Consider the following 12,551-nt stretch of genomic DNA (forward strand, 5'->3'; position numbering starts at 1 on the left):
CGGTGAGGCTGGCCGGGCCGGTGGAGTGGCGGCCGCTCACGCGAGGACCTCGGCGATCTCCGCGGCGCTGATGCGGCGGCCGGTGTAGAACGGGATTTCCTCGCGGACGTGGTTGCGGGCATCCGTGGCCCGAAGATGGCGCATGAGGTCCACGAGGTCAACGAGCTCGGGCGCCTCCAGGCCGAGGATCCACTCCCAGTCGCCCAAAGCGAAGGAGGACACGGTGTTGGAGATGACCTGGGGGAAGTCGCGGCCGAGCATGCCGTGATCGCGAAGCATCTTGCCACGCTCTTCGGCCGGCAGGATGTACCACTCGTAGGAGCGGACGAACGGGTAAACGCACAGCCAGGTGCTGGGCTCGACGCCCCGGGCGTAGGCCGGAACGTGGTTCTTGGCGAATTCGGCTTCGCGGTGGACGCCCATGGCGGACCAGACAATCTCAGTGCCCGCGAAGAGCGCGCTGCGGCGGATGTCGCGGACGGCCTGCTGCAGGGCCTCGGGCTTGGCCCCGTGGAGCCACACCATGATGTCGGCGTCGGAGCGCATTGCGGAGACATCGTAGCTCCCGCGGAGGACCACGCCGTCCTCGGCGAGCTTGGCAGCCAGCTGCTCGAAATCCTGGACAGCATCGGCGCTGCGCAGGACATCGCCCGACCGCTTGAACACGGTCCACAGCGTAAAGAACTGCTCTTCGGATTCGGCAGTTTTAGTGACAGATTCGGCAGAAGTGTGGCTCATGGTACAAGTCTGCCCCGTGTATGGCGCTAAGTCGAAATGCACCACTTCTACAAGGCGTAGAAGTGGTGCATTTCACAATGTTGCGTCGATTTGCGCAGAAGTGTCGGCAACCACCGCGGCCAGGCCGTTTCCGGCGAGCCAGCCGCCCACAACGGACAAGCCGTCGGCTTCGGCGCAGATGCGGCGCACCTCGGCCACGCGCTGTTTGTGACCGACGGCGGCGAACGGCAGGGCGCCCGCCCACCGGACGACGTCCCAATCGAGCACGTCTTCGCGGACAATCGGCACGGTCAGCAAAGTCGAGGCGTCGCGAAGCGCAGCCTCAAACAAGGCATCGTCATCCAGCGCGGCCGCCGATTCAGGGGCATCCACCCCTTCGCCCCGCCCATAGGACAAGCGCAGTACGTGCGTTCCCGGGCCGGCTTCTTCTGCCAGCCAGTCCCACTTTGCCGTGGCATGCGTGAGCGCTTTCGCCTCGATACCAGCGGTTTGCGGAGCGACGAGAATGCCTGTGCCGCGGGGACGGCGGTCCAGCTCGGGCACGTCCACCACCAACGTCACGAGGCTCACCAAGGGGCCCGCGGAGGGACGCAGCGCGGACAATTCCGGAAGTGCCCCCTCCAGCAGCCCGACCGCGGCCGGACCGTCGAGCGCCACCACGAGCCGCCCGGCGTCGTACGTTGTGCCCGCAGCGGTAGCCTGCCAACCGCTTTCAATGCGGGTGATCGAATCCACCAGGGCGCCGGAAACGAGGGCGACGCCCTGCGAACGCAGTTCCGCAACGAGGGCGGAGACCAGGGTGTTCATTCCGCCTTTCAAGCCGCCGACGGCGGATCCGGCCTTCGCCGGTTCGGTCCCGTTTTGCCCTGAAGCAGTTTGTCCTGAACCGGCCTTGCGCTGGCTGGCCACCGCCGCGGCCAACGAGCCGTGCTGACGCAATGCCGCACGTAGGCCGGGGGCCACCATGTCGACGTCGAGCAATCCGGGATCAGCGGAGTGCACTCCCCCGACGACGGGTGCCACAAGCCGTTCGAGCACCCGCTTGCCCATCCGCGCCCGGACCAAGGAAGAGACGCTGGTGACCTCGGCGGAAGTACCCACCGATACGGGCAGGTAGCGGTCAAGCGAGGCCCGCAAGGAACCGGCGAAGCCCAGGGAACGCCGGACCTCCGGGTCCCAGGGATTCGCGGGGATTCCGAGCACTCCGGTCTTGGGCAGTTCCTGCGGACCGTCCGGCAACTGCACCCAGGCACCTCCAGGGTGGGGCGCCACGATGTTGCCGCCGAGCCCGAGATCGCGGGCGAGATCGGCCACGGCGGTGGAACGCGTCGCGAAGGACTCTGCTCCGCTGTCCAGCCCAAGGCCGCCAACAGTGTGGCTTCCCACGCAGCCGCCCCACGCGTCGCTCGCTTCGAGTACGGTGACAGTGAATCCGGCCTTGGCCAGTCCCCGGGCTGCGAGCAGGCCGGAAATGCCGCCGCCCAGGACGACGGCGGCCGGGCCAGCTGCTGAATCTCCGGGAAATGCGTGTTCGGGCCGTGTTTGTTCGGACCGTGCGTGCCCGCGGCTCATGCTCGCTATCCTGCCGGGATCGAGTGGATGAGTTCCACTACCCGGGTCAGGACCGCGGGGTCTGTCTCCGGGGGCACGCCATGGCCGAGGTTCAGGACGTGGCCCGGGGCCGCGGATCCGGCTGCGATCACCTCGCGGACATGGGCTTCCAGGACCTCCCAAGGCGCGGAGAGCAGCGCGGGGTCGATGTTGCCTTGCAAGGGCACGGTGCCGCCGAGCCGCCGGTTTGCTTCGTCAAGAGGCAGTCGGTAGTCCACGCCGACGACGTCCACACCGACGTCGCGCATCGCGACGAGCAACTCGGACGTTCCCGTACCGAAATGGACCAGCGGCGCGCCGAGGTGGCGGACGTGGTCAAGGGCGCGGGTCGAGGCGGGTGCAACGTACTTGGCGTAGTCGGCCAAGCCAAGGGAACCGGCCCAGGAGTCGAACAGTTGTCCTGCCGAGGCGCCTGCTTCCAGTTGCGCGCGCAGGAACATGCCGGAGGCGTCGGCTGCCCAGTTCGCCAGGGCGGTCCAGGTTTCCGGATCGGCGTGCATCATGGTGCGCGGACCGAGGTGGTCGCGGGAAGGCTTGCCTTCCACCATGTACGCGGCGAGCGTGAACGGAGCGCCGGCGAAGCCGATCAAGGGCGTGGTGCCAAGCTCTGCCACCGTCAGGCGCACGGCCTCACGGATCGGCTCGAGGGCTTCCCACGTCAGCTGCGGCAGGGCTGCTACGTCAGCGGCGGTGCGGACAGGCTTGTCCAGGACGGGCCCGACGCCTGGGACGATGTCCACGCCGACACCCGCCAGCTTGAGGGGAATGACGATGTCGGAGAAGAAGATGGCTGCGTCGACGTCGTGGCGACGGACCGGCTGCAAAGTGATCTCGGAGGCGAGCTCGGGACGCAGGCAGGAGTCCAGCATCGCGACGCCTTCACGGACTTTGAGGTATTCCGGCAACGATCGGCCGGCCTGCCGCATGAACCACACTGGACGGCGGGACGGCTTGCCTCCGCGGTACGCCTGGATCAGGGGGGAGTCTGCGGTGCGGCCATCCATGAGCGGGTGGCTTGCATCAAGGCTCGAGGCGGCGGTGCCGGAAACGCCGTTGGCCGGCACAGAGTGAGGCAGTGCGGAACTGGAAGTCATGCCTTCGATTGTGCCGAAGATCGGGATCAAAAGATAACGACAGCCTGTCCCGCACCACCTCGGGTGACAGGCGTCACTCCGGGCAGTGCGGAGAACCACTGGCCTGCGTTGTTCTACATGGCACCGAAAAAGCTATGATTGCTTTGCTGTGGTTCTTTTCTCATTGGTGGCTACACACGCCGACATCGATCTTGAGACCGTCGCTCAGTTGAGCAACGGTTCATCCGAGGTTGCCTCGTCCGCTTTGGCCGATTCCCAACTTGTCTCAGGCGCCGTGGTCCTGGCCACCTGCAACCGCTACGAAATCTACGGCGAAACCCCGCATGCCGAGAACCTCGAAGCCGCCCGCTCGGCGCTCGTCGCGCAGATCAGCGGATTGAGCGGACTCAACGAGCAAGTCGTCTCCCGTGCCTTCAGCACCCGCACCGGCCCTGAGGTCAGCAAGCACCTCTTCGCCGTCAGCGCCGGACTGGACTCCGCCGTCGTCGGCGAACGCGAAATCGCCGGCCAAGTGCGCCGCGCCCTCATCACGGCCCAGCACGAAGGAACCGCGAGTTCCGGGCTGGTCCGCTTGTTCCAGGCCGCTTCCAAGACTGCCAAGGACGTCGGGGCCCAGACCGCCCTCGGTTCGCGGGGGCTGTCCATCGTCTCAGTTGCCCTGGACCTCGCCACCGACCTCTCCGAGAATGCCGACTGGAGCACCAAGAAGGTCGTTGTCTTCGGGACCGGGGCCTACGCCGGGGCCACTATGTCGCTGCTTCGCGATCGCGGCTGCACCGACGTCTCGGTTTACTCGTCTTCCGGCCGGGCCGAGGCTTTCGTGGCGACCCGCGGCGGAACCGCGCTCGACGCCGAAACCCTTCCTGCCGCCGTCGCTGCCGCCGATGTCATGATCGGTTGCAGCGGATCGGACACCCGCGTTGAGGCCGAAGAGCTTGCCAAGGTCCGTGCATTGTCCACCCAGACGCTCATTGCGATCGACCTCGCGCTCACCCACGACTTCGACCCCGCGGTGGGCGAGCTCGACGGCGTCGAGCTCCTGACGCTCGAATCCGTGCGGCTCGCGGCGCCGCAGGAACAAGCGGAGTCGCTGGCACAAGCGAGCACCATTGTTTCCGGTGCGGCAGACGCCTTCGAGCAGGAGCGCGAAGCCCGGTCAGTCGACTCGGCCATAGTGGCACTGCGCCGCCACACCATGAACGTGCTCGACGCCGAGATGGAAAAAGTCCGGGCCCGGCACGGCTGCACCGCTGCGGCTGAAGAGGTCGAGTTCGCGCTCCGCCGCATGGTCAAGCAATTGCTCCACATCCCCACGGTCCGTGCGCGCGAACTTGCCGCAAACGGCCAGCAAGACGATTATGTGGCAGCCCTCGAGGCCTTATATGGCATCCAGGTCGAGCAGCCGGTTGCCGCTGCTCCAGCAGCTGAATGCCCTGTGGACCACCAACCGGCATCCCGGCAGGCTGAAAGCGCCTAGCCCCCCGCGAACGCGCCCTATGCGAAGGCGTTGACGCCCGTCATTTCTGCAGACACAGCCCACAGCCTTGTTGCGGCTTCCGGATCCACTGCGTGCGCATCCACTCCTTGGTACCGCGCGAGCGGCGAGGCCGGGTCCGTGGGCTTGGCGATGTCGCAGTCTTCGCAATACACCCCGCCCATGCCTGCCAGTGCCGAGGACGTCGCTGCCCAGGTGGACGTGGCAGCCCCCTGCTCCGGCGTCTTGAAACCCTCCCGGACGTTGCCTGCGTCGTCCATCCAACCCGCCGCGACCATCTCTTCACGCGGAAGGTAGCGCTGGAGCTCGGTCATGATGCCGCCGGGATGGACCGCGAAGGCCCGCACCCCGGCGGATTTACCCAGGCGGTCCAGCTCCACGGCGAATAGCGCATTTGCGGTCTTTGCCTGGCCGTAGGCCTTCCATTTGTCGTAACCGGTCTCGAAATTGATGTCCTCAAAACGGATCGGCGAGAGTTTGTGTCCCGTGGAGGACAAGGATACCACACGGGCCGAACCGGCAGCCGCCAGCGCGGGCCACAAAGTGTTGAGAAGGGTGAAGTGGCCCAAGTGGTTGGTGGCGAACTGGGATTCCCAGCCCGGGCCCACGCGTTGTTCCGGGCTCGCCATGATGGCGGCGTTGTTGATCAAGATGTCCAGGGTTGGGTTCGACGCCAGGAAGCGTGCCGCGAAATCCTTCACTGCCTGCTGGTCGGCCAAATCCAAAGTTTCCACGTTGACCTGCTCCCGGGCCAGGCCGGCCGCGGCGAGGACCTCCCTAGCGTGTTCAGGACGCCGGGCGGGAACAGTGACCGCGGCTCCTGCGGAGGACAGTGCCCGCACCGTTTCCAGTCCGAGCCCGGAATACCCGCCCGTGACAATTGCCGTCTTGCCGTGGAGGTCCACTCCCGCCAAAACGTCCGACGCCGTCGATCCGTGGCCGAAACCCGATCCGATGGGGTATTGCGGTGTGTTCATGGATTCCTCAATCATGTCGGGACCTTCGCGCTCACCAGCATTGTGGGTTCAGTAAACCGGTTTGCCCGGCTCGACGTCGTGCACCCACGCCAGGATCCCGCCGTCGAGGTGGCTCACGCGCGTGTAGCCGGCGCGCTGTGCGGCCGCGAGCACCGCGGCGGAACGGGTGCCGCCCTTGCAGTGGAACACGATCTCTTTGTCCTGCGGCAGTTCCGTCCATGCCTCTCCCGCCAGGATGCGTCCCTGCGGGATGAGCACTGAACCGTCGATGCTCACGATCTCGTGTTCACCGATCTCGCGGACATCCACCAGTTCGAAGTCGCGCTCCCCCGCAGCGCGGGCCTCGAGCATTCCCGAAAGTTCGGTGGCGGTCACAGTCGGAACCGAGTCGCCCGCGGGCGCCGGGGTGATGCCACAGAAGGCTTCGTAGTCGGTCAATTCGGTGATCGGCTCGGCCTCCGGGTCTTTCGAAACCTTGATTTCGCGCCAGCTGCCGCCGAGCGCGTCAAAGAGCGCCACGCGTCCCAGCATGGAGCGCCCGACGCCGGTGATCAGCTTGACTGCCTCCGTCACCATGAGCGAGCCGACAGCGGCGCACAGCATGCCGAACACGCCGCCTTCGCCGCAGGACGGGACCGAACCGGCCGGAGGGGCCTCGGGATACAGATCCCGGTAGCTGGGTCCGTGCTTCTCCCAGAACACGCTGACCTGGCCGTCGAAGCGGAAAATGGATCCCCAGACGTACGGTTTGCCGAGAATCGCGGCAGCATCGTTGACCAGGTACCGGGTGGCGAAATTGTCTGCGCCGTCCAGGATGAGGTCGTAGCCGGAGAAAATCTCCAAAGCGTTGGAGGAGTCCAGGCGCACGTTGTGCAGTTGCACGTTGACCAGCGGATTGAGTTCCTTGATGGCGTCACGTGCCGATTCGATCTTCGGCCGGCCCACATCGCCGACGCCGTGGATGATCTGGCGTTGCAGGTTGCTGAGGTCTACGTCGTCGTCGTCCACGATTCCGAGCGTCCCCACCCCCGCGGCGGCGAGGTACAGCAACGCCGGAGAGCCCAGCCCGCCTGCCCCGATCACGAGGACTTTTGCATTCTTGAGCCGACGCTGACCGGCCGCTCCGATTTCGGGAATAATGAGGTGGCGCGAGTACCGTTCGACCTCTTCGGTGGTCAGCCCCGCGGCCGGTTCCACGAGTGGCGGCAGCGTTGAAGAAGGAGAGGGCGGCAACGTTTGGGCAGCAAAAATAGTGGCCATACTCCAAAGTATGCCTGCCGCTGCCGCCCGGTCATATTACTGCGCAGTATTGTGGTCATAACTGCAAAGGAAAGGCGGCAGACAAGTGGCTGAGAGTGCACGTATCAAACAGGAGGCACAGGTCAGGCAAGATCGGATCGGTTCGCCACGCTCGGCAAGGCTGCCACGCGATGAGCGCCGGGCCCAGCTCTTGAACGCCGCCTTGGAAGTTTTCGTTGCCAACGGCTTCCATGGTGCTGCGATGGACGAAATCGCCGAGACCGCCCATGTCAGCAAGCCGGTGCTGTACCAACACTTCCCGTCCAAGCGGGAGCTCTACATGGCCCTCCTCGACAGCCACCTGGCCATGCTCACGGACCAGATGCTGACGGCACTCAATTCGACGTCGGACAACAAGGAACGCGTCCAGGCCGTCATGCGCGCCTACTACCGTTTCATCGCGAGCGATGACCAAGCCCACCGGCTCGTCTTCGAATCCGATCTCATCAATGACCCGGACGTCAGCTCCCGGCTGGAAACTTTCAACCGCACTTTCGCCGACGCCGTCGCCAAGGTCATCGCCGAAGACACCAAGCTGCCCCCGCTGGAGGCCCAGTTGCTGGGCCGGGGCTTAGCAGGAATGGCGCAGGTCAGTGCCCGGTATTGGCTTGAGACCGATGGCGATTTGGACCTCGATGTCGCCAGCGATTTGATCTACCGTTTAGCTTGGCGCGGAATCAGTCGCTTCCCGAAAGAGTCCTAGGCTACAAATAGAGGACTGAGTAAATTCTTGATTGGCTGGGAGGCCCTGCTGTGGAAGTAAAGATCGGCATTCAGAACGTTGGCCGTGAGATCGTGCTGGAATCCGCTCTGGATGCCGAGGCTGTTGCCAAGATCGTGGGCGACGCCATTGCCAATGGCACGGACCTGCGTCTGACCGACGAAAAGGGCCGTCAGGTCATCGTTCCCGGCAACGTCCTCGGATACGTGGAGATCGGTGCCGAAGAAGTACGCCGGGTCGGCTTCGGCGCGCTCTAGCTCATACGTCAGAACACCAGCGAGCCAGGAGTCCGCATGCTCTCACTTGTCATCGTGGCGCTAGCCACCATCGCTTCAGGCTTCATCGTCTGGGGAAATGACAAACACCGTGGCACATATGGCATCGCCCTGCCCGCCGGTGTTTCCCTGGCCGTCGCCATGCTGAGTTGGATGATCTTCATCCAGCTTGGCTTTGGCTACCAGCCCGGGGTGACGTGGATCCCGTGGGTCCTGCCCGTCATTTTGGGTACCGTGGCGGCCGCGGTGGTCTCGTACTTCCTGGGCCGCCACCGGGCCCGGCACGACACCGCCCAGCTAACCGCGGCCCTCAGGCTCTAGCTGGCGGCGAGACCCTAGCTGGCGCCGCGGCTCTACCGCTTCGGCTCAATCTACAGATCCGGCCCGTCACCTGCTTCGGTGCAGAGGCACAGCCGGTTTCCTTGTGAATCCGTGACCACCACCCATTTGGGTGCGTGGTCACGGTCCATTAACGCACCCGTCGCCGCGGTTTTCTCCATGGCGGGTCCCGATTCAGCCTGGCTCCTGTGCACATCCAGGTGGATCCGGTTCGGGTTGGGTGTTTCAGTTGTTTGGAACCACACGTTGGGCCCTCGCCCATACGGGTCTTCGAGGTCTCCGAAGCGGCCTTTGCGGTAGCCGAGCGCCACCCTCCAGACTTCCGAGATCTCTTCCGGATCCGGGGTGTCGATTCCGACTTCAACCGTCCGGTAGAGCCCGGGTTCGGCCACTGCCCCGGCTTCCGCGGCCACCTGGCTGGCGTTCGTGGCCGCCCGGACGTCGCGCCGGGTCACCTCGCTCCCGGCGTCGTGGGAGGTGTACCGGACGAACACCCGGTTGAAGCGCCAGTCCAGGTCCGGGTGGTGGTTCTGCTGCTCGGCGATGCGCCCGACGGCGGCAACCAGCTCCAGTGCGGCAGCCGACGTCGGGGATTTATAGACGGTGACGAGGCCGCCAAGGCGGTACCGCCAGTCCGGCAGCTCCGCCAAGGCGTCGTCGATCGCGGACCTGCTAAGAACGTCATCCTTGCCGGCCATGGTGGCTCCTTCGCTGACGGGGAAATTCGCAGGAATCCCCGGAGAGGCCAGCGTGGGCCGCTAGAGGAACTCGGCCCGGCCTTCCATCGCCGAGGAGGCCAGGGCGTGTTCCCGGCGCGGGATGCGGCCCGCCTGCTTCGCCAGCCTACCGGCGATGACTGCGTGTTTGAAGGCCTCGCCCATCTGCACCGGGTTCTGCGCACGGGTGACCGCGGTGGCCAGCAGCACGGCGTCGCAGCCGAGCTCCATGGCCAGCGCTGCGTCGGACGCGGTGCCGATGCCGGCGTCGAGCACTACCGGCACAGAAGCGCGGGACACAATCAGCTCGATGTTGTGGGGATTCAGGATGCCCAAGCCGGTGCCGATGGGCGCGCCCAAGGGCATCACGGCAGTGGCTCCGAGGTTTTCGAGGCGAAGTGCCAGCACGGGGTCGTCGTTCGTGTATGCGAAGACCTTGAATCCGCGGTCGACGAGTTTCTCGGTTGCGTCCACCAACTCCACGGCGTCCGGCAGGAGCGTGTGCTCGTCCGCGATGACCTCAAGCTTCACCCAATCCGTTTCCAAGGCCTCCCGGGCAAGCTCGGCTGTCATGACAGCATCCTTGGCGGTAAAACAGCCGGCCGTGTTGGGCAGGACACGGATGCCGTGGTCCACGAGCAACTGGAACAGCGAACCTGTTTCCGTCGGTGAGTACCTCCGCATGGCAACGGTGGTGAGTTCGGTGCCGGAGGCCAGCAAGGCTGCCCCCAGTCCGTCCAGGCTCGGGGCTCCGCCGGTCCCCATGATGAGGCGCGAGCCGAACTCAACACCGTCGATCACCAGGGCGTCGGTCCGGGTGCTTGCTGCTTCAGTGCTTGCCGTGGTCATGGTTCAGCCTCCCTGTACTGCGGTAACGATTTCGAGTTCGTCGCCCTCTGCGAGCGCGGTTGCCGCCCACTGGCTGCGCGGCACCACTTCGGAATTGCGTGCGACGGCGACGCCGATCTTGCGTCCGTCGGCCGCCTGGCCGCTCGAGTCCACAACCCGACCGGTGATGTGGCTCACGAGGGTGGTGACGGACGCGTCGTCGCTCAGCGTGTGGTCTGCGCCGTTCAATTTGATGTTCATGCGTGGTCCTTCGGAAGGGGATTCGAGGTATCGGCCGATGGGCCGTTTGTGGAGGCCCTTGCTGCTGAAAGGGGGCGGGAGAAGCGGTCCGGGCGGAATTTGCTCCACCGGGGATCGGCGGTGCCGTCCATCAGCCCGACGCAGATTTTCGCCGCCGCCGGAGTGAGCAGGACGCCGTGGCGGAAGAATCCGCTCGCCACGATGAGTCCGGGCACGGTCCCTTCGCTTCCTTCCACCCTTTCGGCACTTTTTACCCTTACACGGCCCAGCAGCGGTGCATTGTCCGGAGTGCCCGGACGGGCGCGGGCAGTTGCTTCCAGGAGCTCCAGTTCAGCCACGGCCGGGACCAGTACCTGGGCATCGCGGAGCAACTGGTACACACCGCCCGCCGACACCGGGTTGGCCGCTCCCCCGGACGCCGACAATCCGTCTTCACGTTGCGTTGCGCCGATCACCACTGTCCCGTCCTCGCGGGGAACGATGTAGACGGGCACTCCGCGCACGATTCCCCGCACTGTGGCGGTGACCAGAGGTTGCAGCTGGTCCGGGACGCGCAGCCGCAGTATGTCGCCGTACACGGGACGCAACGGGAGCGACAATCCATCCGGCAGGCCCTTCAAGCGGGCGGCGCCCAGGCCGTTGGCAACCACGGTTTCCGCGGCGAGCACTTTGACGCCTGAGCCAAGCACGGCCCCGACGACGCGTCCGTCCTCCCACAAGAGGCCCGCCGCCGTGTCGTGGACCGCAAAACCGCCCTCGGCCCCCGCAATCCAGCTGGAATTGCCCGGCTGGTGGTCTGCCAGTGCGCCAAGGATCGCGGCCGAAAGCCGGCGCGGATCCACTTGGTGGTCGCCCGGGATGTCGAAGGCACAGGAAATCTGCGGGCTCAACAGCGGCTCACGCTCCCGGGCCTCGCGCAACGGCACGGATTCCACCAGCAGGCCGTTGGCCAGTTGCACGTCCCGGAGGTCGGCGAGCGCCCGGCGGTCCGCAGCGTCCGCGCCGACGGCGAGGGTCGGCGTCGTACGGTAACCCGTGCTGCGTCCGGCACTTGAGCCAGTCACATTGTGTTCGAAGTCCGGCCACAATGCCGACGATTCGAGCATGAGTTCCAGGAGGTCCTCTTCCTGGTAGTGCAGTTCACTGACGGGCGCCAACATGCCCGCCGCCGCGAAGGTGGCTCCGCTGGCCGGTGCGGGATCGATCAGGGCAACCGAGCGGCCGGACCTTCGGGCTTCCGACGCGATGCCAAGGCCGATGACACCGCCTCCGATCACCGCCACATCCGCATGCAGGGACGCGCGCAGGGGTTCGTGCCGGGTGTTTACTTCGTCCATGGAGTCCTTCCCTACGCCGGTACTAGCCGGATCAGGTCAAGCGGTCGGCGCTGAAGCCCTCTCAGCCGCGCGGCGATTGTGACTGCCGCCGCGGCTCCCGCGGTACCAGCCCAGTTTAGAGGAACTACTCTGTTTCCATGACCCAGCACGATGTCCACACCACCGCCCGCCTCTACCTCTGCACCGACGCCCGCAAGCAACGGGGTGATTTTGAGCAGTTTGTCGACGCCGCATTCGAGGGCGGCGTGGACATCATCCAGCTGCGCGACAAGACCATCGAAGCGGCAGAGGAACTGGAGCTCCTGGAGATCCTGCAATCCGTGGCGCACCGCCACGGCCGTCTCTGGGCCGTCAACGACCGCGCGGACGTAGCTTCCCTCTCCGGCGCACCGGTGTTCCATATCGGCCAAAAGGACATTCCACTGCGGGCGGCCCGGAAGCTGCTCCACGACCCCGCCATCATCGGGCTCTCCACGCACACGCCGGAACAGATTGACGCAGCCATCGCCGCATCACCCGGCCGCAGCGGCCTGGACTACTTCTGCGTCGGGCCGGTATGGGCCACCCCCACCAAGCCCGGACGCTCCGCCGTCGGGCTCGATCTGGTGAAGTACGCCGCCAACGCGGTGAAGCAGGCAGACGAGGAGACCGTCGGCGGTGTTGTGCTCCCTTGGTTTGCGATCGGCGGCATCGATCTCAGCAACGTGGAAGAGGTAGTGCGGGCTGGCGCCAGCCGCATCGTGGTGGTGCGAGCCATCACCGAAGCACAGGATCCGACGGCGGCGGCCCAGGCACTCCTGGCCGCCCTTGACGCAGCGGCGGCCTAGCGAGACGCCGAAAGATTTTGGAGTTACCCTGAC

General features: G+C 65.7%; 14 protein-coding genes and 1 riboswitch. Of the genes, 5 read left to right on the plus strand and 9 right to left on the minus strand.

What is annotated here, in order from left to right; translation table 11 throughout:
• Positions 1-36: 36 nt before the first annotated feature.
• From hemQ to hemE, 3 genes are all read right to left on the minus strand, one after another.
• The gene (gene hemQ, locus AC1DJW_RS00480; RefSeq protein ID WP_284751593.1) at positions 37-738 is read right to left on the minus strand and encodes a hydrogen peroxide-dependent heme synthase; all 702 of its coding nucleotides are present in this window, start codon (positions 736-738) and stop codon (positions 37-39) included.
• Positions 739-810: 72 nt separating this feature from the next.
• Positions 811-2,310: a protoporphyrinogen oxidase gene (gene hemG, locus AC1DJW_RS00485; protein ID WP_459341190.1), complete on the minus strand. Its 1,500-nt coding sequence runs from the start codon at positions 2,308-2,310 to the stop codon at positions 811-813.
• A 5-nt stretch (positions 2,311-2,315) separates the two neighbouring features.
• Positions 2,316-3,443 carry a uroporphyrinogen decarboxylase gene (gene hemE, locus AC1DJW_RS00490; RefSeq protein WP_284751595.1) on the minus strand — a complete coding sequence of 376 codons (1,128 nt, stop codon included), beginning with the start codon at positions 3,441-3,443 and terminating at the stop codon, positions 2,316-2,318.
• 148 nt (positions 3,444-3,591) lie between these two features.
• Between hemE and AC1DJW_RS00495 the strand changes: the two genes are divergently transcribed.
• Positions 3,592-4,920 (plus strand): glutamyl-tRNA reductase, encoded by a 1,329-nt coding sequence (locus AC1DJW_RS00495; protein WP_476900488.1) that lies wholly within the window; start codon positions 3,592-3,594, stop codon positions 4,918-4,920.
• Between the two features lie 17 nt (positions 4,921-4,937).
• Here AC1DJW_RS00495 and AC1DJW_RS00500 read toward each other — a convergent pair whose 3' ends face one another.
• Both AC1DJW_RS00500 and moeB read right to left on the minus strand, forming a co-directional pair.
• Positions 4,938-5,930 carry an SDR family NAD(P)-dependent oxidoreductase gene (locus tag AC1DJW_RS00500; protein WP_476900489.1) on the minus strand — a complete coding sequence of 331 codons (993 nt, stop codon included), beginning with the start codon at positions 5,928-5,930 and terminating at the stop codon, positions 4,938-4,940.
• 33 nt (positions 5,931-5,963) lie between these two features.
• Complete coding sequence (gene moeB, locus AC1DJW_RS00505; protein WP_284751598.1) at positions 5,964-7,175, minus strand: molybdopterin-synthase adenylyltransferase MoeB; 1,212 nt, start codon at positions 7,173-7,175, stop codon at positions 5,964-5,966.
• A gap of 103 nt (positions 7,176-7,278) precedes the next feature.
• Here moeB and AC1DJW_RS00510 point away from each other — a divergent pair, with 103 nt between their 5' ends.
• From AC1DJW_RS00510 to AC1DJW_RS00520, 3 genes are read left to right on the plus strand one after another with little or no spacing between them, the layout of a single operon-like run.
• On the plus strand, positions 7,279-7,917 hold the full coding sequence (locus tag AC1DJW_RS00510) for a TetR/AcrR family transcriptional regulator (RefSeq protein ID WP_284751706.1): 639 nt from the start codon (positions 7,279-7,281) through the stop codon (positions 7,915-7,917).
• Between the two features lie 50 nt (positions 7,918-7,967).
• Positions 7,968-8,192 carry a DUF3107 domain-containing protein gene (locus tag AC1DJW_RS00515; RefSeq protein ID WP_268021085.1) on the plus strand — a complete coding sequence of 75 codons (225 nt, stop codon included), beginning with the start codon at positions 7,968-7,970 and terminating at the stop codon, positions 8,190-8,192.
• 36 nt (positions 8,193-8,228) lie between these two features.
• Positions 8,229-8,531: a hypothetical protein gene (locus tag AC1DJW_RS00520; protein ID WP_284751599.1), complete on the plus strand. Its 303-nt coding sequence runs from the start codon at positions 8,229-8,231 to the stop codon at positions 8,529-8,531.
• Positions 8,532-8,581: 50 nt separating this feature from the next.
• On the opposite strand, the gene AC1DJW_RS00525 is transcribed toward AC1DJW_RS00520, so the two are convergent.
• The 4 genes from AC1DJW_RS00525 to thiO all read right to left on the minus strand — a co-directional run bounded on the left by AC1DJW_RS00525 (position 8,582) and on the right by thiO (position 11,691).
• Complete coding sequence (locus AC1DJW_RS00525) at positions 8,582-9,247, minus strand: 4a-hydroxytetrahydrobiopterin dehydratase (RefSeq protein WP_284751600.1); 666 nt, start codon at positions 9,245-9,247, stop codon at positions 8,582-8,584.
• A 60-nt stretch (positions 9,248-9,307) separates the two neighbouring features.
• Entirely contained in the window at positions 9,308-10,114 is an 807-nt protein-coding gene (locus AC1DJW_RS00530; protein WP_284751601.1) for a thiazole synthase, read from the minus strand.
• A gap of 3 nt (positions 10,115-10,117) precedes the next feature.
• Positions 10,118-10,354, minus strand: a complete 237-nt coding sequence (gene thiS, locus AC1DJW_RS00535) for a sulfur carrier protein ThiS (protein WP_269992862.1) — start codon at positions 10,352-10,354, stop codon at positions 10,118-10,120.
• Positions 10,351-11,691: a glycine oxidase ThiO gene (gene thiO / locus AC1DJW_RS00540; RefSeq protein WP_390279298.1), complete on the minus strand. Its 1,341-nt coding sequence runs from the start codon at positions 11,689-11,691 to the stop codon at positions 10,351-10,353. Before thiO ends, thiS begins: the two co-directional genes overlap by 4 nt.
• Positions 11,683-11,802, minus strand: a riboswitch (TPP riboswitch). It overlaps the preceding gene by 9 nt.
• Positions 11,803-11,828: 26 nt before the next feature.
• On the opposite strand from thiO, the gene thiE reads away from it, so the two are divergent.
• Positions 11,829-12,518, plus strand: coding sequence for a thiamine phosphate synthase (gene thiE / locus AC1DJW_RS00545; RefSeq protein WP_476900490.1), 690 nt, complete (start codon positions 11,829-11,831; stop codon positions 12,516-12,518).
• Positions 12,519-12,551 lie beyond the last annotated feature (33 nt).

Source organism: Arthrobacter sp. 05L417 (genome assembly GCF_056397865.1).